Raw genomic sequence first — 26,526 nt, 5'->3', positions numbered from 1 at the left:
GCGGGGAGGAGCAGTTCACCATGAAGCGATTGGTGTTCTTGCTGGCAGGTATCGCGCTGCTGGGGCTAACGGCCTGCGCGCCGGCAGGCCGGGTGGTGCAGACGCTGGTGGCCGTCCTGCCACAGGATCAGGGGCCGCTGGGTGGCGCGGTAGCGGCACTGCCCACGCCTGCTCCTCAAGCAGTAGCTACGGCTACCCCGGCTCCCAGCCGGATCAGCTTTCCCACTGCCGCACCAACGCCGATCGGACCACTGGCGACGCTGACCGCGCTCGCTGGTTTGCTGCCAACGCAGGATCAGCTGGCAACGCCGTATGCCATCATTCTCCGCGGCCTGCCGCATTTCATCGAGTTTCAGGCGTGGTGGTGAAGCGCCTGCAACGCGATGCGCCCGTCCGTGCGACGGCTTGAGGAAGACTACAGCGGGCAGGTGGATTTTCACATCCTGAACGTCGATCTCATTTCGACGCGCGATCTGACAATACAGTATGGCGTCTCAGCTATCCCGCACATTGTCTTGCTGGATGCGGAAGGCGAGGTTGTGCAGGAGTTGTTTGGCTACCAGCCGGAAGAACAACTCCGGGCGGTGGTGGCGCGCCTGGTGGGGAGCGAACCGTGAAACCGATTGATCGAGGCGTTTTGGGTGTGCCATTGACCCGGCGAACGTTCCTGTCCCTGTCAGGCGCGACTCTGCTGGCGGCGGCCCTGCCGGTGGAGGGCCTGGATGCGCCCCTGCCTGAGCCGGTGACCGGGCGGGCGCTGAAAGCGGTGGTGGTGCGATCGGCGCCGGATGGTGCGGCTCCGATGGTGCGCCATCTGTGGCCGGATAGCACTACCCCTTTGCTGGGACTTAAAGGCGGTTGGTATGCTGTGCCGGATGGCTATGTTCACCGTTACGATATCCAGCCGATGCTATCCTCTGCACCCGGGGATATGGCACATCCGGCGGCATTGCCGGCATGGGCGGTGGTTGTGGCGGCAGTCGCCCCCGTGCGCCGGTGGGCATCCGCTGCTGCGCCGCTGGTGACGCGGATCGGCCATGGCGGCGTCCTGGCGGTTGTGGACGCACTGCCGGGCGACGATGGCGGCTGGTACGCCCTCAGCGAGCACCCGGACTCGACTCCGTTGGGCTGGACGCCAGCGACCCGCTGGAGCATCTGCACAGAGCCTGAGCCGGCCCGGACGACACGAGCCAGAAGGTTGCTGCTGGATCGCGCCCGCGCTGCGATTATCGCGCAGGAGGACGGGCGCGATGTGTTGCGCCTTTCGGCGGCCGTCCCGCCGAGGATGCGGGCAGGGCGTCCGGGAACAGGTGGCGGGTTGCTCCGCCAACCAGCCACCCGGATCAACCCCTGGTATGGTGCTGCATGGGTGCTGTCAGGCAATGGCATGCTACTCTATGGCGTGTACTGGCACCACCGTTTCGGCGAGACTGGCGAGGGGCCTGGCTGGGAAGTGGCGCCCTGGGCGGCTCGCTGGCTGTACGGCTGGCTGCCGGTGGATGCGTCTATCGAGGTGATTTGAGCGCATGTTTTCATCGAATATTCAGGTGACAGTGGCCCCGATTGCAGCGTCTAAAGGGTAGAATCGGAATCGCGGCGCGATACTGCGGATCGGGAGCAAGGTATGACAGATATCACGATCGGACTGGCTTTCATTGCGGGACTGGTGTCCTTTGTTTCGCCCTGTGTCCTACCGCTGGTGCCCGCATATGTCGGCTATATGGGTGGGCAATTGACGGTCACCGTGGCAGCTGGCGCGGGCCGGGGCAGCAGAACCGTTGTCCGGTCGGGCCGCTTTGTCACATTGCTGCATGGGCTGTTCTTTGTAATGGGCTTCAGCGCCGTTTTTGTCATCTTCGGACTGCTGACGACAGCTGGATCATTCGCCCTGCGCGGTTCAGTGGTGGAAGTGCAGGTGATTCTGGCGCGGCTGGGCGGGCTGATCATCATCCTGTTTGGGCTGCATGTGATGGGCGTGCTGCCGCGTTTTATCAGCTGGGTGCTGGGTCAGCGGGCAACGATGAACAGCGGGATGGGGCGGCTAATCACAGTCATCGCCCAGTTGGGCGTGGCAGCGATTCTGGCCTGGGCGCTGGTCACGCCAGTGGTGATGATCGGCGGCGCCGGGTTGTACCTGTTATGGCTCCTGTGGGGTGGGGCGTTCACCCGTCCGGGCGACTTCTGGGATCGCGCCCTGAGCCGGTTGCAGTTGGCGCTGTACGCGGATACCCGTCAGCAGATGCAGCCGCACCACGATCGGGGCTATTTCGGTTCGGCGCTGATGGGTGTGGTGTTTTCGGCGGGATGGACGCCCTGCATCGGCCCGGTGTACGGGGCGGTGCTGACGATGGCCGCCAATGGCGGGTCGCTCAGTCAGGCCGGGATGTTGCTCATGGCTTATTCGCTGGGGTTGGGCGTCCCATTCCTGCTGACAGCGCTGGCGATGGACCGTATGCAGGGCTTGCTGCGCCGTCTGCAGCGACACATGCGCACCATTGAACTGGTCAGCGGTATGTTCCTGATGGTGATCGGGGTGTTGGTGATGAGCGGGCAACTGGCCGTGTTGAGCCAGCTGGGGTCAACCGGGGACTTCTCCTATAACCTGGAATACTGCGCGACCGAGTTGTTCCAGGGGCGGATCGGGCTGGGTGAGCTGGGGCCATGCCTGCAGGAGGGACCGTCCTTTGGGACGGAGACGGGTTTGCTCCCTGCGCCGGTCGGGTGATCGCTGGCCGGAGGCTTTGTCGATAGCGTCAGAATGAGTGAAGGGGGCCCCCTATGGTTGTCCGTGACGAAGCTGCTCGCCGCCGGGCCATCCGTATGCAGCGCGGGGTGTTATGGCTTAGCCGCCACTGGTTATGGCTGGTTGCGCTTTTCTTCGGGTTGTATGTGGGACTGGCGCTACTGGCGCCGGTATTGATGCACGTCGGGGCGACCGGCCCCGCTCGCGCGCTGTACACGATCTACAGCCCGCTGTGCCACCAGTTTGCCTTCCGATCGTGGTTCCTGTTCGGGGCGCAGCCGGCGTATCCGCGCGCTGATGCCGGGGTTGCCGGGCTGGAGCCGTACGAGTCGTTTGTGGCCCAGGATGAATTCTTCGCTGCTGTGCCCGATCTACACGCCTGGACGGCTGATCTGCAGCTTCTGTCGCGTAGCTTTATCGGCAACCCGGTGATGGGTTACAAGGTTGCCCTGTGCGAACGGGACATTGCCATTTACGGGGCGTTGTTCCTGTTCACCCTGCTTTTTGCCCTGATCCGCAACCGGCTGCGGCCTGCGCCGCTGTGGTTATATCTTGTGCTGGGGCTGGGGCCGATCGGCCTGGACGGCTTCAGCCAACTCCTCAGCCAGCCGCCGCTGAGCCTGTGGCCGGCACGGGAAAGCACGCCGCTCTTCCGGACGGTGACCGGCGCGCTGTTTGGTTTGATGAATGGCTGGCTAGCTTTGCCTTACCTCGAAGAATCGATGCGCGAGACGCGGCGCGAACTGGTGACCAAGCTGCGTCGCATTGGCGCGCTCTGATGGGCGGAACCGCTCAACCCTTGATCATATAGCCGACGCCGTGCACCGTCTGGATGTATCGGGGCTGGCGGGTATCCTCTTCCAGCTTGGCGCGCAGGTTGCGCACATGCACGCGGACCAGGTCCGGGTCGCCAGTGAAGGGTGGGTATTCCCAGACGGCTTCCAGTAAGTGCTGGGGGGAAAGCGGCTGGTTGCTGTGCTCCATCATGTAGCGCAGCAAGCGGTGTTCAGTTGCTGTTAGAGGGATCGTGCGGTCGTTCACCTGCACCTGGTACGTATTGGAGTTGAGGGTCAGGTCGCCAACGGTGAGGATCGGCTGTTCGTTCTCCGCTGAAGTGGCCGTGCTCAGTTCGGCCCGGCGGAGCAGGGCGCGCACCCGCGCCAGAAAAACCGCCAGGTTGATAGGCTTGGTGGTGTAGTCATCCGCGCCGGCATCCAGACCACGGATGATATCCTCCGGCTGGGTATAGGCGGTCAGGAACAGGATGGGCAGGGTGACATAGCGCGGGTCTTCACGCAATCTGCGGCACAGCGCCAGGCCGTTCATCTCCGGCATCCCTACATCGAGGACAAGCAAATCAGGGCGGCGGTTGGCGATCATGGCCAGGGCTTCTCTGGCTGAACTGGCCTGGCCGGTCTCGTACCCGGCGCTACGGAGCGCATCCATCAGCAGCATCCGCATCTGGTGTTCGTCATCGACGGTCAGGATATAGGCACTCATGCAGTGACTACTCCTTTTGATTGGTTCCGCCTGTCAGCCGCCGGCGCCGGGCGGCGAGTTCTTCGTCAGTGACTGGCGAGGGCGGCAATCCGGCGGAACTCGTCTCGGCGGTTTCCCCAGGACCGCTGGCCGTTACCTGTACAGCGACAGGCGAGGACGTTTGCTCTGCTGGCGCAGGTTCGACGTTTGCACTGTCCGCAGGCGCGGCCCGCTGGCGTGCCGTTGCCTCAGCAGCCAGTCCTTCCAGCACGTTCACGCGATCCATCAACGCGGCGACATGCTGCCGGTGCTGGGCCAGATCGGCTTCCAGCATGGCGATCTGTTGTTCAGTGCGCTTGAGTTGCGCCAACGCCTGACGGGCGACCTCCTGCTGGTGGGTCAGCAGGGCGTTGTCGGCCTGGAGATCGAGATCGGAGGCGTCCTGGCGCAGGGCATCAATGCGGGTTTGCAGATCGTCTTCGTAATCCAGGGCGGCACTGATTTCCCGGCGCAGGGCCTCAATCTCGCGGTCAAGCGCCTTGCCGCGTGGCGTATCCCGATGGCCCCGTGACAGGCGCAGGTCATCCTCCAGAAAGCCTTCAATGCTGGCCCTTAGCAGGGTGTTGAGTTTATTGAACAGTCTCGCCATACCTGTATTGTACTGAGGTGATGACTACGAGGCAATCAGCCACCGGGAAAGCGCCGCCGCAGGTACGCCATGGCTACCTGGTCGATCCGATCGGGCTGCCGGTCAATGGCCCAGCGCTCTTCCAGGTTCTCGTTGCTGACCAGCGCCCAGAAGGCCTGTTGTGATGCCGTATCCCAGACGCCGGTGATAGGAACTGCATAGCCTGCTCGCAGTAGCAGCGCCTGCAATTCGCGGGCCAGGGATTCGTCAATGGGCAACTGGTCTTCCGGTCTGGGCTTGCCAAAGAAAAGGTGGTGCATAGCCACCAGTTCCTGCAGGCGTTTGACTGGTTCCGGGTCGTCATCAACGCGCAGATCCAGGTAGCGGTCGTTATCGCCGCCATAGCCGCCGTTGTGGCGCACGACCAGCACGCCGGCAGCCTGCTTGCCCCGCCGATCGCCGCCGGCGGTATCGCCCGCCAGCAAAGCAGCTACCAGCCGGTCGGCCAGTTCGCCTGTGGCAGTCTGAAAGGTCTCAGCCATCGCATCCAGCGTTTCCGGGCCGGTGAGGATGTTACCCTGGCAGGTGAAGCCTTCGCCGACGCGATGCCCGGCCCAGGCGAAACAGCTTGCGCCGGTATGGGCGGCAGCGCCGCCGTGAGCGTCTACAATCCCGACCTGGCGATCCTCGCGGCCCGGATCGGCAGCCAGCAGTGCCGCCAGAGTCTCGCTGGCGCTCTTGCCGGCGGCCAGCATGGCCAGGCCATCCGTTCCGAAGCTGACTCTCGCCAGCGCCTGGGTCGCCACCGCGCCGGCCCCGGCCCTGGCCCAGCTGACCACCGCGCCAGCGGCCAGGAATTTGCTGGCAACCGCTACTCCCCAGGCTTCTTCAGCGGGATCGTAAGCCACGATGGAAAAGGTGTTCAGGCGTTTCATGCGTCTCTCCAGTTCTGGCAGGGCGATAGTTGCCGGTAGAATGCAAGGCTCCGGCTGCCAGGCGCATCAGCAGCCGGGGTGATGCTGCGGACAGGGTAGGCAGGCCGCCCTGTCCGCAGGGAAGGGTTGCGGGTTACTGCTCGATATTCACCGGGCCAGACTCGGCGGGCGCTTCTGGCTGGGCGGGGGGCGTGGCCACCACGCCGGGCAGGTTCTTGAGTGTTTCGATCAGGTTGACGCCGGTCAGGGCCTCTACCGTAGCGGGAATCTGGGCGATGATGCTGGTGATATCCGCCGAGACTCGCGACGCTCCCGCGCCGGACTGGCCGTCGCCGCCATTGCTGATGACGACGATGCGTTCAGTCTTGGCCAGCGGGGCGGCGATGGCTGCCGCGATCTGCGGCAGTGCGTCGATCAACTGCTGAATAATGGCCGCCTGGTTGTACTCCTGCCAGGCCGCGGCCTTCTTGCTCATGGCCTCGGCTTCTGCCAGACCCTGCTGGCGGACGACTTCCGCCTGGGCCAGGCCGCGCTGCTTGACGACTTCCGCTTCGGCCAGACCTCTGGCACGGATAGCTTCTGCTTCGCCGGCGGCTTCCGCTTCAAGCTGGTACTTTCGGGCGTTGGCGATGGTCTGGATGCGGTATTGCTCAGCCTCAGCTGGCTTGCGGACGGTCGCCTCCAGCTCACGCTCCATGCGCAGGGCTTCCTGCTCCTGCAGCTCGATCTGCTTGGCCTTGGCGACGATCTCGACCTGGACTTCCTCAGCGCGGACCTTCTGGCTGGTGATGCTTTCCTGCAGTTTGTAGGCCAGATCGGATTCAGCGCGCTGGCGGGCGACCTCCCGGTCGTACTCGGCTTTCTTGATGCCATAGTCGCGGCGAGCCGCTTCTTCCTCGGCGGCGGCAGACTGCTCAGCGATCACGGCGTTGCGCTTGACATCGGCAATGCGCGGGCGACCCAGGGCATTCAGGTAGCCCTCGCTGTCGCGGATGTCCTTGATCACGAAGCTATCGATGGCCAGACCCATGTTCTTGAGGTCATCGGCGGAGACTTCCTGCACACTCTGGGCGAACTTGTCGCGCTCGCGGTAGATCTCCTCGACGGTGAGCGTGCCAACAATGGCCCGCAGGTGACCGGCCAGGGTTTCGTGGGCGACATTCTGCAGTTCGGCGCGGCTCTTGGAGAGGAAGCGCTCGGCGGCGGTGCCGATGCTGACATCATCGCTGGCGATCTTGATCTGGGCCACGCCGTCCAGGCTGATAGCCACCCCCTGCGAGGTGTATACGTCGTCGATGCTGACTTCTATGGTCAGCAGTTCCAGCGATAGCACGTCAACGCGCTCGATCACGGGCCAGATGAAAGCGCGCCCGGCTTTGACGATCCGGTAGCTGCGCTCCTCCGGTTTGCCGGTCAGCGGGTTGACGACCGTTCGCCTGCGACCGGAGATGATCAACACCTCGTTGGGGCCAACCGTCCGGATGCGGCTGAGGTAGACGATCAAGACGGTGATCAATACAAAGAACAGGATGAGCAGGGCGAGGCCCCCTACTGCAGGTGACATGGCTTCCTCCTTAAAGCGTTAGCTACCGGTAGCAGTGCGCGGCGCGGATTTTCGGTCAGCATAGCACCGGAGATGGGCAGCCCACAACTCCGGTGGCCGTCACTCTTCAGGTGCTTCCAGCGAGACGTAAGCGACGCCATCGCGTACGCCGTCCACCAGCACATCCACACCGCGCGGGATGTCCACCTCTGCTGAAGAGCGTGCGCCGAGCGTCATGCGCTGGCCGCCAAGTACAATGGCGATCTGGCCCATGCCGCGGGCAGGGATGGGGACGGTCACCCTGGCGGAAGCGCCTTTGATGGCGCTGAGCTGGATGTTGCTGCTGGTGGAAGGGGAAAGCACCTGAATGAACAGAATCTGGGCCAGGCCGCCGATGACAACCCCGCCAGCTACCGCCGCCAGCAGGCTGAGCAACGGCGGAGCATCCAACAGCGTCGCCGTGGCCAGCCCGAATGCGCCAAAGGCTGCCGTGAAGCCGCTGATCGCCAGCATGCTCAACCCACCGGCCTCGTGGCCGTCATGCCCGGCCATCACCTCGTGCCCGGCGTGCAGGTCCACATCCTGGCCGGGCAGGTCAAACAGGCCGCCCAGATCAATATCGTGGCCAAAAATGTCCACATGGCCCAGTTCAAAAGCATGCCCGACGCCCTGAAAGAAGATCAGGAACAGGGCGTACAGGAAGCCGATCAGCAGGGCGGCGCCATAAATACAGTTGAGGGCACTGCCGCCGAAGAGCGTGTCCATCATGAGGCACCATCCTGGTCGCCATCGTGCCGGTTATCCTCATTATCGCCGGAAGTCAGCTTCCCTGCATCCCCCAATTTAGGGGTGCCGGGCGAATCGCTGCGCGCTTTACATGCACCAGCGCGGCAGCTATAATTTGAATTTATTAACCTTTCGTCAGAAAAATTCAGGTGGCGTGCCATGATGACTCCAGAGCAGATCGAGCGCACCCTTGACCGTATCCTGTTGCAGGTTGACCGGCCTGGCCGCTATGTCGGCGGGGAGTACAACAGCGTCGTCAAGGACTGGGCGCGGGTTCCCCTGCGGGTAGCGATGACCTTCCCGGATATCTACGACCTGGGTATGTCCAACCTGGGGGTGATGCTGCTTTATGATGCCGTCAATCGCCAGCCGGATATGCTGGCTGAGCGCGTCTTTAACCCCTGGACGGACATGGAGGCGCTGATGCGCCGGGAAGGAATCCCGCTCTATAGCCTGGAGACCAAGCACGCTGTCCGCGACTTTGATGTATTTGCCATCAGCCTGCCCTACGAGCAGCTTTACACTAACGTGCTGACGTTGCTCGATCTGGCGGGGATGCCCCTGCTGGCCCGCGAGCGCGATTCTTCCTATCCGCTGGTGATTGCCGGTGGGCACGCCTGCTACAACCCGGAACCGATGACCGATTTCATCGATGGCTTTGTCATCGGCGAGGGCGAGGAGATCATTGTCGAGATCGGGCGGGTGCTGCTGGAGACAAAGGGGCAGTCACGCGACGCGCAACTCATGGCGCTGGCCCGGCTGGAAGGCTTTTACGTGCCGCGGTTCTATGACGTTGCCTACCACCCGGATGGCACGATCGCCGCGGTCACGCCCAACCGTCCCGGCATCCCGGCGACCGTCACCAAGCGGATTGTCCCCGTGCTGCCGAAGCCGTTCACGCGCTTCCTGGTGCCCAATGTGAGCACGGTGCACAACCGCGCACCGGTCGAGATCATGCGTGGCTGCACGCGGGGGTGCCGCTTCTGTCACGCCGGGATGGTCACCCGCCCGGTGCGTGAACGCACAGTTGAGGAGATCGTCGCGGCGGTGGATGAGATCGTCCGCAATACTGGCTTCGAGGAGATCGGTCTGCTCAGCCTGTCGTCCTCCGATTACACCCACGTGCGCGAACTGGTGCAGGTCATCGGCGAGAAGTACGGGAGCCGGGGGCTGAGCATCAGCCTGCCCAGCCTGCGCATCGAATCGATGAGCGTTGACCTGCTGGACGCGCTCAAGGATACCCGTCGCGGCGGGTTCACTCTGGCGCCGGAGGCAGCGACGGAGAAAATGCGCCGGATCATCAACAAGTTCGTTCCGCACCAGCAGGTACTGGACACCGCCCGCGAGATTTACAACCGCGGCTGGCGCACGATCAAGCTCTACTTTATGATCGGGCATCCGGAAGAGACACTGGAAGATGTGCAGGCCATCGCCGATCTCGTGAAGGCGGTTCTGGCCGAAGGGCGCCGGGTGCACGGCAATAAGGCCAATGTCAACGTTGGCGTCAGTACCTTCGTTCCCAAGCCACACACGCCCTTCCAGTGGGTGTCGCTGGACACGCCAGAGAACATCCGGGCCAAGCAAGCGCTGTTGCAGCAGACGCTGCGCGGGCACGGGCTGCATCTGCGCTGGAATGACGTGGAAGAAACGCTGCTGGAGGCCTTCCTGAGCCGGGGCGATCGCCGCCTGGGGGCGGTGATCCGCCGCGCCTGGGAACTGGGGACCCGCTTCGACGCCTGGCAGGATCACTACCGGGCGGACGCCTGGCGGCAGGCATTTGTGGATTGTGACCTTGACATGCGCTTCTATACTCATCGCCCGCGCAGCCTGGATGAGGTCTTCCCCTGGGACCACCTGAGCATCGCCGTCAGGAAGAAATACCTGCAGGAAGACTACCTGATGTCGTTGCAGGGCGAGACGCGTGTGGACTGCCGCAACCATTGCTTCGCCTGCGGTATCCTCCCCCGTTTCAAGGACATGCGGGCAGAAACGACCGCCGACGCCTGGGAATGCCCGCCGGTCGTGCCCCGCGAACGGCGGGGCCGCCGGGCGGAGGCGATCATCCCGCTGGAGCCGCTGTAAGCCGGCGGAAGGATGGCGCTGGGAAGCACGAGAGCGACACCCCGGTCGCTCTCGTGTTGTTTGCAGCGGGGATCAACCGCGCTCGTAAGTTGCCCGCAGGTAAATCTCCAGCAGGTAGGGCGGGTAGCCGATCTCCCGCAGGCTCTGCTCGCATTCCTGGAGTGTGGCGCCGCGATCGCGCCAGTAGGGCACGCGCTTGATCAACGTCTCGACCCGTTCGCGCGGGGTGATGATCCAGGTATCTTTGGGGACGTGACCGTAGTAGATCACATCCATCTCGTTCAACAGACCGGTGCTCTTGAGGTACGGGGCGATCAGGACGACCTTGCGGGCCTTGCGCTCGTCAGTCAAGTAATTAGCCACAAAGCGGGCCGTCCCACCCATGTCGACCAGGTCTTCGACGACGCCGATCACTTTGCCCTCAACCTCGATCGACAGCGGGTGGATGATGGTCGGGCGGTCCAGCGGTTGGCCTGGCCCGGCATAATACCGGACTCCCAGCGTGCCAAACTCGATCGGCGGGATGTTCTTGTTGAGCGTCCAGGCCAGATGATCGTGGAGCAGCACGCCCGGCAGCAGCCCGCCCATGGTGATCATCACCGCATGGGTGATCTGCTCTTTGGTGCAGATGTTGTCGATCTGATAGCGGTAGACCTTACGGGCGACCTGCGCGGCTATGTAGGCTGACACGTGATCGGGGACGTACAGGAACTTGAGATTGTCGTGAGGAACCTCGACCCCATGCGGATTCTGCCAGAATTCCGGGTCGATGGTTTCCTCAGTACAATGCACCTGAGTCTGGTACTGGGCAGCGAGTGACTGGGTCATAGGCTCCATCCTGATGCTGAGACTCAAGCTGTGCCTCTACCGTTATGGCAATGCGTGGCGCAGCGTTTTCCAAGATCGATCACATGGGCGTGTGGACAGAATGCCTGGAGCGCCGCAGTGACCGGCGGCGTCGTGGTTTGGCCGGGGGCGAGGGGCAACGCTGAATCAGGCCAACCAGTGTATCCAGGGTGACTTCAAGACAGGTCCGGCCATCAGGCAAGCGCGTTTCATCATCCAGATAACCGCCCTTGCCGGTATGGCTGAACGGGCCAGGATGGATGATCTCGATGCGGCCCTGTGTCCTGGCCCGGTTCCAGGTGGAGTTGGGCAGCAGCGGCCAGCGACCGGGAAAGACCACCTCGCCAATCCGCTGCACCCAATCCCGGCTACCCTGGATGTGATACAGGCGCTCTACCGCAGTGATGCCGGGATCGGAGCACAACACACCACCGAGCGAGATCAGGGTGATGGGCGCTTTCAGCATGGCTTTGAGGTAAGGTGCTGCTCCCAGGCAGATCTGCCCGCCGCCGCTGTAGCCGATCAGCGTGACCGGCGTCCCGCTGCCAAAGGGGTAACCATGCCGGCGCAGGGCGTTGATGATCAGCGCCGCGCCGCCCTGGTTGTAGATCGGCCCGTAACGGCTGTCGGCGGAGACCAGCACCTGAAAGAGATTGCGCAGGTTGATCAGGAAGCCGACCGGGCTGCCCTGAGTCTTGCGGCTGAAGATATAGCGCCAGAACCAGGCGAAGACCCGTTGCCCGGTCAGGGCGCGATGCGTGATCGAGTAAGGGAAGATATCCCCGATCAGCACAGTATCCGGCAGGCGGGCAGCCAGCGCTTCTAGGAAGCGCTGCTCGCGGGGCAGGTGGACACCTTCGGCGGCGCTGGCGATGCCGGTGAGATAGGCCACGTAACGCCGGGTGTCCGGCGCAGGCGCCGCCGGAGGCGACGCTTCAGCGACCGGTGGCGCATCTTCCAGGCCGCGGAACCAGCCCGCCCACCAGCCCAGCGCCTCCAGCGGGGAGAGCAGGGCGGCGATCAGCAGCCAGGCCAGCATAAGACCGATAATCCACTCCGGACTGATCGTCATAGCCGTCTGTCCCTGTCACGATCTTCTGATCGGCGCTGGTAACGGGCGGGATCGAGCAGGGTCTTCAGATCAAACTCCAGGCGCTTGCCTGCTACCCAGTTGCGCACGCGGTTTTCCAGCCAGATGACTGGCCGCCCGACTGTGGCGCGGATGATCAGGATGAACAGCGCCCCGCCCATGCTGCACAGGACAGCCTGGGCGTGGTTGAGGCCCAGCGCGAACCGCAACTCGGCCACCTGGGCCAGAAATGCCCACAGGTAGAGGCCCTTGATGATCGGGCTGCCCAGGTAAGGCAGGAAGGTGAGGAAGCCGAAAAGCAACGGCACATAGCTGAGGCTGACAGCCCCGGCGACCGCGCTGAGCATCCCCGTGCGCTGGAACAGGACGCCGGCGACAACCGTGATGGAGAAGACCCACATGAAAAATCCGCCGACATAGATCAGCGCTGAGACAAACAGGCTGATGATGAAGCGGCGGGGAGTCACCCGGTTGGCGAACAGGATGGCGCTCTGCCCGATCGATTCAGATAGCCCGGCCAGGGCGACGATCTGGAGGGGGATCACCGGCAGACCAGGGCTGGCCAGAATAGCCTCCAGGGGAGCGGTCCGGCCAGTCAGGAAGGCGACAATGACATCCAGGACAGTCATGGTCACACGCAACTCTGCTGAGTAACGATTCTTATTCCTATCATTGCCCAGCCGGGCGCTTTGATCAAGGGCAGGGGCTGGCCCTTCAGTCCGCAGGGCTTGCTGGTATAATCAGCGCGGGACTTGCGCCAGCCTGTAGATGAGGTGATCGGATGCGCATTGGCGTCACAGGCAATCAACCCCTGCGCGGGACGTACATACCCGGCGGGAACAGCAATGCGACCATGGCGATGATCGCCGCGTCGTTGCTGACGGACCAGACAGTGGTCCTGCGCGGCGTGCCGGAAACAACCAGCGTGGCGGTGATGCTGGATGTGGCGGCGATGCTGGGCGCGCAGGTAGAACGCGAACCGGAGACCCCGGCCACCGTCAGACTACGCACGCCGGCGATTACCACTCGCAGCCTGAGCCGGGCCATGACCGCGGCCAAAGTCGGAGTGATCCTGTTCCTGCCTGCTCTGTTGGTCCGCCGTCAGCATGTGCATCTGGAAGTCGATTACCCGGTCAGCCGCCTGCACACTCACCTGACGGCCCTGCGCGATCTGGGCTGCGGGGTGACGATCGACGGCGGCTCGCTGGAACTGCGCTTTGTGCCCTGGGAATACCGCGAGATCATCCTGATGCAGGCCAGCGTGACGGCGACGGCGCTGATCGCCATGCTGGCAGCTGCCCAGCCCGGCCAGACCGTGATCCACAATGCGGCTACGGAACCGCATGTGTGTGACCTGCTGACGATGCTGAGCGCCATGGGGGCGACAGTGGAAGGCCTTGGCTCCAACCTGTTGCGCATTCGCGGCTGCCCGGCTGGGCTGGGCGGGACCGAGCAGACCATCGCGCCGGATCATATTGAGGTGGCCAGCGTGGCTGCATTTGCCGCCCTGACCGGCGGGCGACTGACCGTCGACGGTGTGCGTTCCGCTGACCTGCGCATGATCGCCAAGGTGTACGCCCGGCTGGGGTTGCGCCTTGACCTGGATGACGGCCATCTGTACGTGCCACGCCATGAGGATTTTGCCATTTCCAGCCGTGACGAGGAAGTAGATGTCAGCATCGAGACGGCACCCTGGCCCGGCTTTCCCTCCGACCTGGTGGCTGTCGCCACACTGATCGCTACCCAGGCCCAGGGCACGATCCTGATCCACGAGAAGCTCTTCCGCGACCGGATGCTGTTTGTGGATAAGCTCAAAGGGTTCGGGGCGCAGATCGTGCTGTGCGATCCACATCGGGCAGTGGTCGTGGGGCGCACCCGCCTGCGGGCCGACTACCTGGACACACCCGATGTGCGCACCGGGCTGGGGCTGCTGGGCGCGGCGCTATGCGCCGAAGGCGAGACAATCATCGATGGCGCGGAGATGTTCGAGTGGAATTTCGGCGATGTGTTGCGCCGTCTGGAGGTGATCGGCGCACAGATCAGGGTGCTGAGCCGGTAGGCGGGTGTGCTATACTCGCCCGTTGCGACAGCACGTGGTTCGGACGGACTGGTAGGTGCCATGCTTGAACCGAAGCGGGAAATGCTGGCCGTCAACGGCCTGAAGATAGCCTGTACCATTCATGGCAACGGGCCGACGGCGATCGTGGCCCTGCACGGCTGGGGCGGCAGCATTGAAAGCTTCTGGCCGGTGGCGCTGCAACTCAACCGGTCGGGCCGCTACAGCATCCATCTCCTCGATCTGCCCGGCTTTGGCGAGAGTGATCTCCCGCCGGTTGCCTGGGATGTGCCTGCCTATGCCGCGCTCGTGGTGGCTTATATGACGGCGCGCGGTCTGGAAAGGGCGCATGTGCTGGGGCATTCTTTTGGCGGGCGGATCGGGCTGGTCCTCGGCGCGGATTACGCCGGGCGGATCGACAAACTGGTGCTGGCCAACAGCGCCGGTGTGCCCAATCCGGGCAACCCGCTACGCGATGGAGTCGTGCAGGCTGCCAAAGCTGTCCTGAGCCTGCCCGGTCTGCGGCGACTGTACGAACCGGCTCGCCGCCGCGCTTATGAGCAGCTTGGAGCGACCGATTATCTGGAGGCCGGGCCTCTGCGGGAGACTTTTCTGCGTGTGGTGGGGCAGGACCTGCTACCACAGGCGGCGCGGGTCAGCCGTCCAACGCTGCTAATCTGGGGCGATCAGGACAGGGATACCCCTCTCTGGCAGGGACGGAAGCTGGAACAGACGATCCCCGGCGCCGGGCTGGTGGTTTTCGAAGGGGCTGGGCATTTCAGCTACCTGGAACGCCTGCCGGAGTATGTGCGCCTGGTGGATCATTTCCTCACCACCGAACCGGGAGAGATGGCATAAGCATGTCTGCACTGGTAGCCATCCTGTGGTTTTTGGGCGGGCTGGTTCGTATCTACCACTTTGCCCGCTTCTTTCAAATTGAGGAGTATCAGAACCGCCGTTACTTCCGCTGGCTGCTGCGGATGCCCCAGCGTTGGGGATGGCAGCGTCCGCTGCTGGCCTGGTCAGTGGCGCTGATACTTGGGTTCTTCCTGCTGGAACAGGCAACGGATATCCTCGCGCTGGCGATCTTCGGCCTGGCGGCGCTGGCCGCCATCTGGCCTGCCCGCGAGAAGGAAATCAAGAAGCGGTTTGTCCGGACGCCACGGGCATTGCGTCTGCTGATCGCGTCAGCGCTCATCTTTGGTGGGGCGACGATCCTGCTGCAGCGGCTGGCCGCCGTCTGGGCGGTGCCAGCGCTGCCCCTGTCCGGCTACCTGCTGGCGGCGCTGGCTGGCGTGATCCTGTTCCTGCTGGCGCCCCTGGCCCTGATCCCCGGTAACTGGCTGGCGGCACCGGTAGAAGCTGCCCTGCGGCGGCTGTACCTGGCGCGGGCGCGGCGGGTGCTGCGCCGGCTGGAGCCAACGGTGATCGGTATCACCGGCAGCTACGGCAAGACCAGTACCAAGCATTATCTGGCTCACATTCTCAACGGACGTTATCGGGCGGTCGCTACGCCCCGCAGCTATAACACGTTGATGGGCGTCTCCCTGGCGATTAACACCGTGCTGCAGCAGGAAACTGCGCTGGATTACTTCATCGTTGAGATGGGCGCTTACGTTGAGGGCGAGATTGCCGAGATTTGCCGCCTGGCGCGCCCCCGGATCAGCATCGTGACGGCGGTGGGGCCGCAGCATCTGGAGCGCTTCGGTTCCCTGGAGGCGATTGCCAGGGCCAAGTATGAAATCGTAGCCGCGCTGCCCCCTGACGGCGTGGCGATTCTCAACGGCGACGATCCCCGCGTGCGCCAGATGGCTGAATGGGCGCAGGTTGGTCGCACTGTGCTGGTTAGCCAGGAAGGGGCAGCTGACGCCGCTCTGGTGGCCCGCAATGTCAAAGAGACGCTCGATGGCCTGAGTTTCGATGTGGTTGAGACGGCCAGCGGGGAATCGCGCCATTTTCACGCGCCGCTCTATGGCATCCACAATGTGACTAACCTGTTGCTGGCGACGGCGGCGGCGCGACAACTTGGCCTGCCGCTGGGGGAGATCGCCCTGCGGGTGGCCGGTCTGGAAGCGTTTGAGCATCGCCTGCAGCGCCGGGTGCAACCCGGCGGGCTGATTGTGCTGGATGATGCCTACAGCGCCAACCCGGTCGGCGCACGGAGCGCTCTACACGTCCTGGGGCTGCATCAGGAGGGGCGGCGCATCCTGATCACGCCGGGTATGGTGGAGCTGGGAGAGCGCCAGGAGGAAGAGAACCGCCGCCTGGGGGAAGCGGCTGCGAGTGTGGCGACGGATATTCTGCTAGTGGGTGTGGAGCAGACACGTCCGATCTATGAAGGGGTTCTGGCAACGACATTCGATCGCTCGCGCCTGCATGTCTTTGAAACCCATGCCGGGGCGGTGGCCTGGTTGCGCGAGCAGGCCCGACCGGGCGATGCCGTCCTGTTCTTGAACGATTTGCCAGATACTTATCTCTAAGGCGCACTGACAGCCGGGTTGGCTGGCAATGCTGACGCCGCCTGAGCCGAAGAGCGTTTGGCCACAGGAGCTTGACCATGACCACGAAATTGACGGTTGGGGTGATCTTTGGCAGCCGGTCGGTAGAACACGATGTGTCGATCGTGACGGCGCAGCAGGTCATGCGGGCGCTGGACCCCGATCGGTATAGCGTTGTGCCGGTCTACATCACGCGGGAAGGCGGCTGGCTGGTCGGCGATCCGCTGCGCGATATCAGCAGCTTTGAAGGCGACCGCGTGGCTGAGATGCTGGGTATTAAGGAAGCCGTGCTGAGCTGCAGCACGGATTTCAAGGGCCTGATCATCCCGCCGATCTCCGGGCTGGTAGGCCGCAATACGCTGCGCAAACTGGATGTCCTCTTCCCGGTGGTGCATGGCTCACACGGGGAAGACGGTACCCTGCAGGGCCTGATTGAGCTGGTAGACCTGCCTTATGTTGGCTGCGGTGTGCTGGCCTCAGCCATCGCCATTGACAAGGCGATGACCAAGACTGTGCTTTCCGCACACGGGATCGCCGTGCTGCCATGGGAGGTAGTGCGCCGTTCGGAGTGGGTCCGGGCGCGGGAGGCTGTTCTCGATCGCCTGGAAGGGCGCTTCGCCTATCCGGTGTTTGTCAAACCGGCGACGCTTGGCTCCAGCATCGGCATTGCCCGTGTGACCGACCGCGAGGCACTGGGCAACTACATCGATGTGGCAGCTAACTTTGACCAGCGCATCCTGATCGAGCCGGCGCTGGAAGGCGCGATGGAAGTCAACTGCGCAGTGCTGGGCAATGACGATGAGGTGCGCCCGTCGGTGTGTGAGCAACCGATTACCTGGGAAGAGTTCCTGACCTACGAAGAGAAGTACATGCGGGAAGGCGGCGGGATGAAGGGCGCCGAGCGCAGGATTCCCGCGCCAATCAGCGAGGAATTGACCCGCCACATTCAGCAGACAGCAGTGGCGGCGTTCAAAGCGATCAGCGGACGGGGAACCGCGCGTGTCGACTTCCTGGTGCGGGAAAAGGACGGGCAGGTAGTCGTCAACGAGATCAATACTATGCCTGGCTCGCTGGCCTTTTACCTGTGGGAAGCGGAGGGGCTTTCGCCGCGCAACCTGGTTGATGAACTGATCCGGCTGGCCTTTGAGGCGCATGCGCAGAAGCGCCAGACTCGCTACAACTACAAGACCGGGCTGGTGGCTCATGCCGCTGCCAGGGGGCTGAAGGGCGTCAAAGGGATCAAGAGCTAGGGCGCTGTGGTGTGCGGCGACTCGCCGCCGCTTGCCAGCTTACTATACAATCAGGGTAGCCTGGATCGTCGCACGGCATGAAAAGGTGAGGGACGAGATGAAAGGGCTGCCGGGGCGCATGGCGCTTATCTACGGAGGGGCAGTCTGCCTGTTGGCAGGCTGCACGCTGGTCAACGCGCCGGCGCTGCGCAGCGGTGCAATGCTGCCAACGCGAGTCCCGGTGACGGCGGGGCCTTCTCCAACGCTGCTGGCGACGGTTGTGCCAGCTGAGACCGCTACCCTGGAGCCGACCCTGCCGCCCACACGCCCGCCGTTATCCCCTGTCCCGCCAGCCAGTACACCATCGCCGTTGCCAACCATGCCCCCTGTCCCGACCAATACGCCGTTGCCGCTGCCAACCATACCTCCTGCTCTAACTGCCATACCGCTGCCGACCGAACCGCCCACGCAGGCGGTCACGCCGACGGATACACCATCGCCCACCTGGACGGCATCGCCCACAGCCACCCCGATGCCGCTGCCGACGGCCATACCAACCCTGATCGGCCCGCAGGCGATCGCCTATGGGGATGTGATGACCGGTATCATCTCCGATGTGCAGCCGGAGCGTATCTTTACGTTTACAGGGGGGCGGGGGGATGTCATCACAATCCGGCTGGAGCGGCAAAGCGGCGACCTGGATACCATCCTGGTGCTGCTAGATTCTGCTGGCCATGAACTAGCGATGAATGATGACGCGCCGGGACCGGTGCCTTCTGATTCGCGAATCGAACAGCTCCGGCTGCCGGCGAGCGGGGTGTACACCATTGTCGCCACGCGCTTCCAGCGCGGCGCCGGGACAACCAGCGGGGAGTTCCTGTTAACACTCAGGCGCATTGAGATGCCGATTGGCGCAACGCCGACGTCGGCAGGGCCGCAGCGGATCGCCTACGCGCAAACCGTTGTCGGCGCAATCAACAATAGCTCACCCGTCGTCGCCTATACTTTCAGCGGGCAACAGGGCGATGTTGTCAGGATCAGCCTGACCCGCCTGAATCCGGCTGATAGCCTGGATCCATACCTGCGGCTGATGGATGTGGCCGGGCACGAGCTGGCCGCCAACGATGACGCGCCCAGTCCGGCTGACCCGACAACGACTAACGCGCAGATCAGCGGCTTCCGGCTTCCGGCATCCGGCGAATATATCATCCTGGCGACTCGTTTCCAGGAAACACAGGGGATGACCAGCGGCGCGTATGCGTTGACACTGCTGCTGGAGTCGCGGGAATAGCGACAGGGCCGTTGCCCGATGTTGCAAGTCTTCTGCTATAATCGCCGCCTTGTTTGACGGTGGTACGTTTCCGGGGCGCGAATACAGCGGCCAGCGGTATTGCTGTTCGCGCGCCCGCTGCAGGGCAGGATAGGCGGCAGTCATGCCATATCGTTCGAGTGGTACCCGGCGAAATAGCGTCCAGTTTGGCGTGGGGCGTTCCATCTGGACTGGTTCACCGCCTCCGGCCATCCCGGAGCAGGTGCTGGATGGCATTCCCGGTTTTCTGGCCTGGCTGGCCCTGTTGCTGACGGTAGCCGGGGCAGTCCTCCGCCCGCGGGTGGTGGTGGGCCTGGCAGCGGTGCTTGGCTTCTATACGGCATTGCGCTTTGTGGTCGGGGCAGCGGCCAATGTGATCGGGCTGCGGCGTATCCACCGGTGGGAGCAGATCGACTGGGTGGCGGAATACCAGCGTCGGGCCGGGCCGGGCAGCATCCCCCGCGAGCTTGTTCACCATGTGGTGATCATCCCCAACTACAAAGAGCCGCTGAAGGTGTTATGCCGGACCCTCGATGCTCTGTCCCTCCAGGAAGATGCCACGACCCGTATGACGGTTGTCCTGGCGATGGAAGGAGCAGACCCAGAGGCGGCCAGCAAGGCCAGGGCGCTGCAGGAGCAGTATCGTTCCCGCTTTGCCAATGTCTATTACACGATTCACCCCAAGGGGCTGCCCGGCGAGATGCAGTGCAAATCGGCCAACGAAGCCTGGGCAGCACGCTGGATCAAACGCCGCCTGGTAGACGAGGAAGGCTACAACATCGATCATATTCTGGTCACGACGATGGACGCCGATACCATCTGGCATCCCCGGCACTTTGCCTGCCTGACCACGCTGTTTGCGCTGAATCCCCAGCGTCATCTGCGCTTCTGGCAGGCGCCGATCCGCTACCATAACAACATCTGGAACATCAGCGCGTCGATCGCGCTGGTGCACGCGTATTCTTCCGCCTGGGAGCTGGCCTACCTTTCCGCACCGGGCTGGATTCCGTTGCCGATGTCGTCCTACTCGCTCAGCCTGCGCCTGCTGGATGGGGTCGGGTACTGGGATGGCGATGTCATCGCCGACGAATGGCATATGTTCATTAAAGCCTTCTTTCAGCGGGAAGGACTGGTCAGGCTGGAGCGGGTCTTCCTGCCATTTTCCGGAGAAGCAACCGCGGGCGAAACTCTATGGGAGAGCCTCAAGAACCGCTACCAGCAGTCAGTGCGCCACGCCTGGGGATCAAAAGAGGTCGGCTATACGCTGGCCCGGATCATCGAGTATCCGGAGATTCCCCTGTGGACAGGGTTGCGGCTGTTCTTCCGCGTCGCCCACGACATTATCCTGGCCGGGGCGGGCTGGGTGATCATGACAGTGGGGCCGCAACTGGTCTTTGTGCTGTACCCGGAGCTTTTCTTCGCTGAATGGAATACGCCGTTCTTTCTGCTGCTGCAGATTTCACTGGCCATTGTCTCGATTCTGGGCGCGGTGGTGATGATCCTGGATATTCTTCAACGCCCGCCGCGCCCACGTCCCTGGACGTTGCGGGATGTCCTGGCAACGCTCCTGAGCTTCCCGCTGTTACCCCTGTTGACGCTGGTAGTGCTGGCCATCCCGACCATCCAGGCGCAGACGCTGTTGCTGCTGGGTATGCCGATCCAGTTCAGAGTGACCAAGAAGGTCTGAGCAAAGCCGGGGCGCTGAGGAGCGCCCCGGCGTGTGATTGACCAGGCAGGTGAAGCAGTTGCGGCAGTTTAGGTCAGGAACATCGGCATGCCGAAGACGTGCCGGATCTTGGGACGGTATTCCTCAATGTCGTACAGTTCCGGTACGTTGACCCGCTTGGTGCCCTGTGAGAGAGTCGAGATCGGGATGTCACTGTAGACCCCGCGCTGCAGGCAAACCAGACGGCCCGATTCGCCGCGTTCCACCAGCCCCATGGCCATCTGGGCATAGTTGGCTGCGACCATCAGATCAAGCGAATCCGGGGCGCCGGAGCGCATTAGATAGCCGATCTTCTGGTAGAGGATGTTTTCGCCGGTCAGAGCCTTGATTTCCTCGCCGACGATCTCGCCAATGCCGCCGAGCTTACGGTGGCCGTAGGCGTCTTCCTCGCCGTATTCAACAGGGATGCCACCCTGCTGGTGCGCGCCCTCAGAGATGGTCAGCATGGCGTAATTGCTGGGGTTGTCGCGCTTGTCTTTGAGGATCAGTTCGGCGACACGCTCGATATTGAAGGGTACTTCGGAGATCAGGGCGCGGTCGACGCCGGCCAGGTAGGCAGAGATCAGCGAGGTTTCGCCGGAATTGCGGCCAAACAACTCGACAATGGCGATCCGTTCGTGCGAACCGGCGGCGGTGCGCAGGTTGTGGATGAATTGCACGCTGCGGGTCACGGCAGTGGAGAAGCCAATGCAATAGTCGGTCCCATAGACGTCGTTATCCATCGTCTTGGGGATGGCGATCACGCGCACGCCTTCGTTGTGCAGCCGCTCGCCATAGCTCAGCGTGTCATCGCCGCCGATCGGGATCAGGCAGTCAATCCCCAGCGCCTCAATCACCTTCAGTACATGTGGCGTGAAGTCCTGGGGGCCTTCGTACACCTTGCCTTCTTCCCGCAGGAATTCCGGGATGGCGTTGGGCTTGACGCGGGCGGGGTTGGTCCGGGAAGTATGCAGGAAGGTGCCACCGGTGCGGTCCACGCGGCGCACGGCCTGGCGGTCGAGCGGGATGACGCAGCGCCAGTTTTCGCGGTCATCCTCGAGGTTATATTCCAGCAGGCCGGCCCAGCCCCGCCGGATGCCGAGGACTTCGTAGCCGTTGTCAATAGCACGGTTTACAATGGCTTTGATGGCGGGGTTGAGTCCCGGCACATCACCCCCGCCGGTCAGTACGGCGATACGCATAGACGGTTCTCCTTATTGCATCCACACCTGGATTGTGGTGGCCTGTGACAGTTGGCTTTGCACTGGAAAACACCGGAAAGATGTTACCACAAAGCTGCTCAAACTCACACTGAAATTGTGATCTCCTGCTGGGCAGTTTGTGAGTGTTGGACTGGCGAAGGCATCAGGCAAGCCTAACGGCAACCGGCGGCGGAGCAGGACGTCAGGGAGGAGTCATGACCCATGTGATCACCGGCCTGTGCAATCGCTCTGGCGGTTGTGTCCGGGTATGTCCGGTAGATTGCATCGTTCCCGGTCAGCCGCCTGAGCAGTGGCCGTACTACTACATCGACCCGGAGACCTGCATCGATTGCGGCGCCTGTGTGACTGCCTGTCCCTATAATGCCATCTGGCCAGAGGCGAGCGTCCCCGATTTCTTGAAAGCCGATATCCAGGCCAACTACGACTACTTTCGACTGGGGCCGGGGTACGGCGGGCGCCGCTCAGATGCCTGATACCGCTTATTGTCGCCCGGTCTCAAACGCGGTATGCTGAGCTTTGCGCCGTCTGGATTGGAGTGCTGAACCGTGATCTCCCGGTTGTTCGCCGCAACGCCGGACATTCTGCTGGCCTATGATAGTCTGCGCCGCCGCGAGAATGAGGTCTTGCTGCGGTTGCTGGATACCCTGCCTCGCGTTGATGGTCTATCGTCAGTGGTGATCGATCAGGCGCGTGACGCGGTCTTCCACACCGATCATCCGTTTCTGCTGACGCTGATCGGGCCTTTTGGGGCAGGGAAATCGACGATCGTCAACGCCCTGCTGGGCGCTGAAGTGTTGCCCACCGGGCCGGTGCCCACTACCGATCATGTCACCATCCTGCGGCATGGGGCCAGCCTGGAACGTATCACCAGCCAGGACGGGATTGAGACCGTGTTCTACCCGGCAGATCTGCTCAAGACTATCAGCCTGGTCGATACCCCCGGCCTGGAATCGGTTTTTGCCCAGCACAGCGCCCGCACTGATTCCTTCCTGCATCGCAGCGACTGGGTGGTGATGGTGATGCTGGCCACCCGCGTGCTCACCGCTGGCAATCTGGAATACCTCACGGCCCTCAAGCGTTATGGCAAGAATGTGCTGGTGCTGGTCAACCAGATTGACCTGCTGGAAGAAGAGCAGCGCCGGACGGTGCAGACGTTTGTGCATGACCAGTGTGCGCTTCACCTTGGTGGGGAGCCGCAGGTGTTCCTGCTGTCGGCCCGGCAGGGCCTGGCAAGCCGCCAGGCGCAACCGCCGGATGTTGCCGGCTGGCGAGCCAGCGGCATGGCCGCGCTGGAAGACTTCCTGACGAGGGCGTTGGATGATCGGGAGCGGCTCCGGCAGAAGCTCCAGACGCCGCTTCAGATCGCCCGGCATGTGCTGACCGAAGCCGAGCAACAGGTGCAGGTTCAGCAGCGGGCACTCGATCGCTACCGCAGCGTGCAGGAGAACATCGACGCGCAGATCGAAGCCGGGCGGGGGCAACAGCGCCGCCTCGTCGATGGGGTGCTTGACGACGTGGCGGCAATCTTCGCCGAGTCCGCTCAGCGGGGCGAGGATGCCATCCGTGAGCTATTCCAGCCAACTCGCGCTCTGGCGCAGGTGACCGCCGGGCTGGGCGAATTGATCGGGCTGGGCGGGCTGGCGCGGCGGCTGGGCGCGCGCAGCCATGCAGAAGCGGCCTTTGCGGCGCGCGAAGTGCTGGCCCCGCTGGATGACCTGCCGGGACTGGTCGAAGAACTGGGGCCGCGCCTGGAGGGGCGCGATATGCAGGACATCGACGATCTGGTGGTGTACACCAACAGGGCGCTGGCCGACCTGCCGGATGTTCTGCGTTCGCGGGTGATCGGCGAAGTGCGCGCGCCGGCTGCTTACGATCGCGAGCCGCTCCGCCGGGTGCGGGGGCAGCTGGAAGAGATCGCAGCCAGCGCCCGCCATGTCGAGCCGGAGCAACTGGATCGGGCCGTGCGCAATGCGCTGGTGCTCCTGGCGGGCTGGGAACTGGCGATTGTTGTGGCCTTGATTCTGCTGGGGACGCTGTCTGTCGACTGGTCGGATGTGCTGACACCTTTGTTGCTGGTCATGGGGGCGCTGGCGCTGATGTTCCTGGGCGTGGCCCTGATGTCCTTCCGCGGCCATCAACTTGCCCGGCGCTTCAGTGAGCGGATGGTCGATCTGTCCCGGCAGTATCAGGCGACCTTGCGGGAAGCGGCTGAGGAGCAGATTGCCCAGGGCGTCAAATTGCGTCAGGATGTCACCGCGCCCTTCACCCGGTTGATCGATGCCCAGGTTACCCGCCAGAGCGAACTGGCGGCAGACCTGCGCCGGTTGGAAGGCGAACTCTCCGCTATTGCCGGGGAGATTGGCGGCGTCTGGGAGCGCCCGGCCTGAGCGGAGGGGATGTTTATGCTGGTTGCCGGGGGGGACGAACGGATTGCGGTGGAGTGTGAATGGTGGTGAATGATCTGAAGCTGGATGGCCCGCTGGCGGCGCTCCGCGAGCGCGAGATTCGACTGTTGCATGAGATTGGTGATGCGCTGGCACGTGTCCTGCCCGATGGTGAGGAGGCCCGTCGGCGTCTGCGCGATGTGGCGGATGATCTGCGCGATCTGTTCTTTATGGTAGTCGTCGTCGGCGAATTCAACTCCGGCAAATCGTCGTTTATCAACGCATTGTTGCAGGATGACCTGTTGCCGACCGGGATCACGCCGACCACCGAGGTCATCGAGTTGATCCGGTACGCCGAGACGGTGACCCGCCGGCCAGAGGTGCGCCCGGATGGTGTGCGTGTCTGGGAACATCCGAATGTCGGCGGGCCGGGGATCGTGCTGGTCGATACGCCGGGTACCGGCTCAGTCTTCGTCCGGCATGAGCAGACCGCCCGCGGTTTTCTGCATCGCAGCGATCTGGTGATCTTCGTGCTCTCGGCCAAGCATGCCTTTGCTGAGACCGACCGGCTGTACATGGAATTGCTGCGCAATTACGGGAAGAAGCTGGTCGTGGTCGTGAATCAGATCGACCTGCTCGCTCCGCGGGAGCAGGCGGATGTACGCCGCTTTGTGCAGGCACAGATCGAACAGCGCCTGAACCTCAAGCCGTTAATCTTCATGGTCTCGGCGCGGCGCGCGCTGGAGGGGCAGACGGATAGCGGGCTGGAGGCGGTGCGGGCACACTTGCGGGCGACCTTTGCCCAGGTCTCGCCAGCCCGGCAGAAACTGCGCACGCAACTGGAATTCGCGGCGCGCAGCATTGCGGATGGCCAGCAGGCCCTGCGCGACCGGCTGGCGCTGGTCGGACGTAACCGCGAGCAGACCGACCGGATTCAGCAGGAACTGGAGACCTATGCCCAGAGCATGGACTCCCGTCTGCGCACCAGCACGGATGAACTGGCGCGCATCTTCGAGGGGGTCCGCCAGCGCGGAATGAGCTTTGTAGACCGGCACTTCAAGGTACGGATCAGAGGTCGGGCGCCGGATGCCGCGGCCATGCAGCAGGAGTTTGTGGAGGAGGTGATCGGGCGCTCGCTGGATCAGATCGCTGACCTTGCCAGTGACTATGTCAACGCTCAGGTTGACAGCAACCGTCGTTACTGGCAGGGTATTATCGCCCGGCTGAGCCAGTTACAGGACCTGGTTCAGGCGCAGGTTCACGGCGTGGATGGCAGCGTTTATACCGAGCAGCGGATCGCCCTGCAGGAGGCCATTGCCATTGCTGATGCGGAGATGGGCGCTTACTCCAACGCCGAGATGCTGGCTGTCATGCAGGAACGATTTCAGGCGAACCTGACCGGCTTTAGCTCCAGCGCCGGGCTGAGCGTGCTGGGGGCGCTGGCGGCGGCGCTGGGCATCGCTACGCCGGGGGCGCTGACCGTACATGCCTTCGCCCTGCTGGGCGCGGTGATCGGCATCCCGGTAGCTATCGGCGGTGGGGCTTTTGCTGTGTACTACTGGCGGCGGCTGCGCCGCGATGTGAAGGCGGATTTCACCAACCAGCTTGATCTGCTGGAAAGGGGTTACCGCCGGGCGATGGCCGAACTGACCGACCGCGAGCGTAACCGTTTGCTGCAGTACGGACGGCAGATTCTGGAGCCAGTGCTCAGCCACTTTGCAGTTCTGGCGGAAAACACGCAACGCGATCTGGCTGTTCTGGAGGAACTGGCCGGACAGGTGGCCGGGTTGCAGCAGGAGCTGGACGCGATCCCCGAAGCGCCGGAAGAAGCGCCAACCGTTTGAAGCGCGGTTCTGAAATCAGAATAAATTTTGCTGGACAGGCCTACCGTTGCGGTTTACACTGGTTTAAGGATCGCGTTTGGACGGGTAAGTGAAATGATCTGCGGGCACTGTGGGGCGGTCAACCGGGAAGGGGAATTGATCTGCCA

The 26,526-nt window shown here is 63.2% G+C and carries 24 protein-coding genes; 15 read left to right on the top strand and 9 right to left on the bottom strand.

Annotated elements, in window-relative coordinates:
- Positions 1-20: 20 nt before the first annotated feature.
- The 5 genes from HPY64_10190 to HPY64_10170 all read left to right on the top strand — a co-directional run bounded on the left by HPY64_10190 (position 21) and on the right by HPY64_10170 (position 3,522).
- On the top strand, positions 21-368 hold the full coding sequence (locus HPY64_10190; GenBank protein NPV67502.1) for a hypothetical protein: 348 nt from the start codon (positions 21-23) through the stop codon (positions 366-368).
- A 15-nt stretch (positions 369-383) separates the two neighbouring features.
- Positions 384-617: a hypothetical protein gene (locus HPY64_10185; GenBank protein NPV67501.1), complete on the top strand. Its 234-nt coding sequence runs from the start codon at positions 384-386 to the stop codon at positions 615-617.
- The gene (locus tag HPY64_10180) at positions 614-1,522 is read left to right on the top strand and encodes a hypothetical protein (protein ID NPV67500.1); all 909 of its coding nucleotides are present in this window, start codon (positions 614-616) and stop codon (positions 1,520-1,522) included. The genes HPY64_10185 and HPY64_10180 overlap by 4 nt, the downstream gene beginning before the upstream one ends.
- 102 nt (positions 1,523-1,624) lie before the next feature.
- Complete coding sequence (locus HPY64_10175) at positions 1,625-2,725, top strand: hypothetical protein (protein NPV67499.1); 1,101 nt, start codon at positions 1,625-1,627, stop codon at positions 2,723-2,725.
- A 53-nt stretch (positions 2,726-2,778) separates the two neighbouring features.
- Positions 2,779-3,522: a DUF2085 domain-containing protein gene (locus HPY64_10170; protein ID NPV67498.1), complete on the top strand. Its 744-nt coding sequence runs from the start codon at positions 2,779-2,781 to the stop codon at positions 3,520-3,522.
- Positions 3,523-3,535: 13 nt separating this feature from the next.
- On the opposite strand, the gene HPY64_10165 is transcribed toward HPY64_10170, so the two are convergent.
- The 5 genes from HPY64_10165 to HPY64_10145 form a co-directional block, all read right to left on the bottom strand.
- The gene (locus HPY64_10165; protein ID NPV67497.1) at positions 3,536-4,243 is read right to left on the bottom strand and encodes a response regulator transcription factor; all 708 of its coding nucleotides are present in this window, start codon (positions 4,241-4,243) and stop codon (positions 3,536-3,538) included.
- A gap of 7 nt (positions 4,244-4,250) precedes the next feature.
- Positions 4,251-4,871, bottom strand: a complete 621-nt coding sequence (locus HPY64_10160; protein NPV67496.1) for a hypothetical protein — start codon at positions 4,869-4,871, stop codon at positions 4,251-4,253.
- Between the two features lie 35 nt (positions 4,872-4,906).
- Complete coding sequence (locus HPY64_10155) at positions 4,907-5,785, bottom strand: DUF1028 domain-containing protein (GenBank protein NPV67495.1); 879 nt, start codon at positions 5,783-5,785, stop codon at positions 4,907-4,909.
- A 133-nt stretch (positions 5,786-5,918) separates the two neighbouring features.
- Complete coding sequence (locus HPY64_10150) at positions 5,919-7,349, bottom strand: flotillin family protein (protein NPV67494.1); 1,431 nt, start codon at positions 7,347-7,349, stop codon at positions 5,919-5,921.
- A gap of 99 nt (positions 7,350-7,448) precedes the next feature.
- Positions 7,449-8,096, bottom strand: coding sequence for a hypothetical protein (locus HPY64_10145; protein NPV67493.1), 648 nt, complete (start codon positions 8,094-8,096; stop codon positions 7,449-7,451).
- Positions 8,097-8,273: 177 nt separating this feature from the next.
- On the opposite strand from HPY64_10145, the gene HPY64_10140 reads away from it, so the two are divergent.
- Positions 8,274-10,196 (top strand): TIGR03960 family B12-binding radical SAM protein, encoded by a 1,923-nt coding sequence (locus tag HPY64_10140; GenBank protein NPV67492.1) that lies wholly within the window; start codon positions 8,274-8,276, stop codon positions 10,194-10,196.
- Positions 10,197-10,268: 72 nt separating this feature from the next.
- Here HPY64_10140 and HPY64_10135 read toward each other — a convergent pair whose 3' ends face one another.
- From HPY64_10135 to HPY64_10125, 3 genes are all read right to left on the bottom strand, one after another.
- A complete protein-coding gene (locus HPY64_10135) occupies positions 10,269-11,024 on the bottom strand; it encodes a hypothetical protein (GenBank protein ID NPV67491.1) in 756 nt (251 codons plus the stop codon).
- Between the two features lie 79 nt (positions 11,025-11,103).
- Complete coding sequence (locus HPY64_10130) at positions 11,104-12,114, bottom strand: hypothetical protein (protein ID NPV67490.1); 1,011 nt, start codon at positions 12,112-12,114, stop codon at positions 11,104-11,106.
- Positions 12,111-12,767, bottom strand: coding sequence for a hypothetical protein (locus HPY64_10125; protein ID NPV67489.1), 657 nt, complete (start codon positions 12,765-12,767; stop codon positions 12,111-12,113). Before HPY64_10125 ends, HPY64_10130 begins: the two co-directional genes overlap by 4 nt.
- A gap of 146 nt (positions 12,768-12,913) precedes the next feature.
- Here HPY64_10125 and HPY64_10120 point away from each other — a divergent pair, with 146 nt between their 5' ends.
- The 6 genes from HPY64_10120 to HPY64_10095 all read left to right on the top strand — a co-directional run bounded on the left by HPY64_10120 (position 12,914) and on the right by HPY64_10095 (position 20,911).
- Positions 12,914-14,191 carry a UDP-N-acetylglucosamine 1-carboxyvinyltransferase gene (locus tag HPY64_10120; protein NPV67488.1) on the top strand — a complete coding sequence of 426 codons (1,278 nt, stop codon included), beginning with the start codon at positions 12,914-12,916 and terminating at the stop codon, positions 14,189-14,191.
- A 60-nt stretch (positions 14,192-14,251) separates the two neighbouring features.
- Positions 14,252-15,046, top strand: a complete 795-nt coding sequence (locus tag HPY64_10115) for an alpha/beta hydrolase (protein ID NPV67487.1) — start codon at positions 14,252-14,254, stop codon at positions 15,044-15,046.
- A gap of 2 nt (positions 15,047-15,048) precedes the next feature.
- On the top strand, positions 15,049-16,668 hold the full coding sequence (locus HPY64_10110) for a UDP-N-acetylmuramoyl-tripeptide--D-alanyl-D-alanine ligase (protein ID NPV67486.1): 1,620 nt from the start codon (positions 15,049-15,051) through the stop codon (positions 16,666-16,668).
- A gap of 77 nt (positions 16,669-16,745) precedes the next feature.
- Positions 16,746-17,936: a D-alanine--D-alanine ligase gene (locus HPY64_10105; protein NPV67485.1), complete on the top strand. Its 1,191-nt coding sequence runs from the start codon at positions 16,746-16,748 to the stop codon at positions 17,934-17,936.
- A 97-nt stretch (positions 17,937-18,033) separates the two neighbouring features.
- Positions 18,034-19,206, top strand: coding sequence for a hypothetical protein (locus tag HPY64_10100; protein NPV67484.1), 1,173 nt, complete (start codon positions 18,034-18,036; stop codon positions 19,204-19,206).
- Positions 19,207-19,348: 142 nt separating this feature from the next.
- Complete coding sequence (locus HPY64_10095) at positions 19,349-20,911, top strand: glycosyltransferase (GenBank protein ID NPV67483.1); 1,563 nt, start codon at positions 19,349-19,351, stop codon at positions 20,909-20,911.
- 68 nt (positions 20,912-20,979) lie between these two features.
- Here the strand turns inward: HPY64_10095 and HPY64_10090 are convergent, their stop codons facing one another.
- Positions 20,980-22,131 (bottom strand): phosphofructokinase, encoded by a 1,152-nt coding sequence (locus HPY64_10090; GenBank protein NPV67482.1) that lies wholly within the window; start codon positions 22,129-22,131, stop codon positions 20,980-20,982.
- A gap of 215 nt (positions 22,132-22,346) precedes the next feature.
- On the opposite strand from HPY64_10090, the gene HPY64_10085 reads away from it, so the two are divergent.
- The 3 genes from HPY64_10085 to HPY64_10075 all read left to right on the top strand — a co-directional run bounded on the left by HPY64_10085 (position 22,347) and on the right by HPY64_10075 (position 26,380).
- Complete coding sequence (locus HPY64_10085) at positions 22,347-22,625, top strand: 4Fe-4S binding protein (protein ID NPV67481.1); 279 nt, start codon at positions 22,347-22,349, stop codon at positions 22,623-22,625.
- 72 nt (positions 22,626-22,697) lie between these two features.
- Positions 22,698-24,539, top strand: a complete 1,842-nt coding sequence (locus tag HPY64_10080) for a hypothetical protein (GenBank protein ID NPV67480.1) — start codon at positions 22,698-22,700, stop codon at positions 24,537-24,539.
- A 65-nt stretch (positions 24,540-24,604) separates the two neighbouring features.
- Entirely contained in the window at positions 24,605-26,380 is a 1,776-nt protein-coding gene (locus HPY64_10075; protein NPV67479.1) for a GTP-binding protein, read from the top strand.
- The last annotated feature ends 146 nt before the right edge of the window (positions 26,381-26,526 follow it).

This window comes from Anaerolineae bacterium (assembly GCA_013178165.1).
Taxonomy (GTDB): Bacteria; Chloroflexota; Anaerolineae; order Aggregatilineales; family Ch27; genus Ch27.
The sequence above is the reverse complement of the archived record's forward strand: the minus strand, read 5'-3'. Positions and strand labels throughout refer to the sequence as shown.

Excerpts from the sequence above, each read along its gene's own strand:
- HPY64_10190 (NPV67502.1), top strand. The coding sequence starts at position 21 with ATGAAGCGATTGGTGTTCTTGCTGGCAGGTATCGCGCTGCTGGGGCTA.
- HPY64_10185 (NPV67501.1), top strand. The coding sequence starts at position 384 with ATGCGCCCGTCCGTGCGACGGCTTGAGGAAGACTACAGCGGGCAGGTG.
- HPY64_10175 (NPV67499.1), top strand. The coding sequence starts at position 1,625 with ATGACAGATATCACGATCGGACTGGCTTTCATTGCGGGACTGGTGTCC.
- HPY64_10170 (NPV67498.1), top strand. The coding sequence starts at position 2,779 with ATGGTTGTCCGTGACGAAGCTGCTCGCCGCCGGGCCATCCGTATGCAG.
- HPY64_10165 (NPV67497.1), bottom strand. The coding sequence starts at position 4,243 with ATGAGTGCCTATATCCTGACCGTCGATGACGAACACCAGATGCGGATG.
- HPY64_10160 (NPV67496.1), bottom strand. The coding sequence starts at position 4,871 with ATGGCGAGACTGTTCAATAAACTCAACACCCTGCTAAGGGCCAGCATT.
- HPY64_10155 (NPV67495.1), bottom strand. The coding sequence starts at position 5,785 with ATGAAACGCCTGAACACCTTTTCCATCGTGGCTTACGATCCCGCTGAA.
- HPY64_10150 (NPV67494.1), bottom strand. The coding sequence starts at position 7,349 with ATGTCACCTGCAGTAGGGGGCCTCGCCCTGCTCATCCTGTTCTTTGTA.
- HPY64_10145 (NPV67493.1), bottom strand. The coding sequence starts at position 8,096 with ATGATGGACACGCTCTTCGGCGGCAGTGCCCTCAACTGTATTTATGGC.
- HPY64_10140 (NPV67492.1), top strand. The coding sequence starts at position 8,274 with ATGATGACTCCAGAGCAGATCGAGCGCACCCTTGACCGTATCCTGTTG.
- HPY64_10135 (NPV67491.1), bottom strand. The coding sequence starts at position 11,024 with ATGACCCAGTCACTCGCTGCCCAGTACCAGACTCAGGTGCATTGTACT.
- HPY64_10130 (NPV67490.1), bottom strand. The coding sequence starts at position 12,114 with ATGACGATCAGTCCGGAGTGGATTATCGGTCTTATGCTGGCCTGGCTG.
- HPY64_10120 (NPV67488.1), top strand. The coding sequence starts at position 12,914 with ATGCGCATTGGCGTCACAGGCAATCAACCCCTGCGCGGGACGTACATA.
- HPY64_10115 (NPV67487.1), top strand. The coding sequence starts at position 14,252 with ATGCTTGAACCGAAGCGGGAAATGCTGGCCGTCAACGGCCTGAAGATA.
- HPY64_10110 (NPV67486.1), top strand. The coding sequence starts at position 15,049 with ATGTCTGCACTGGTAGCCATCCTGTGGTTTTTGGGCGGGCTGGTTCGT.
- HPY64_10105 (NPV67485.1), top strand. The coding sequence starts at position 16,746 with ATGACCACGAAATTGACGGTTGGGGTGATCTTTGGCAGCCGGTCGGTA.
- HPY64_10100 (NPV67484.1), top strand. The coding sequence starts at position 18,034 with ATGAAAGGGCTGCCGGGGCGCATGGCGCTTATCTACGGAGGGGCAGTC.
- HPY64_10095 (NPV67483.1), top strand. The coding sequence starts at position 19,349 with ATGCCATATCGTTCGAGTGGTACCCGGCGAAATAGCGTCCAGTTTGGC.
- HPY64_10090 (NPV67482.1), bottom strand. The coding sequence starts at position 22,131 with ATGCGTATCGCCGTACTGACCGGCGGGGGTGATGTGCCGGGACTCAAC.
- HPY64_10085 (NPV67481.1), top strand. The coding sequence starts at position 22,347 with ATGACCCATGTGATCACCGGCCTGTGCAATCGCTCTGGCGGTTGTGTC.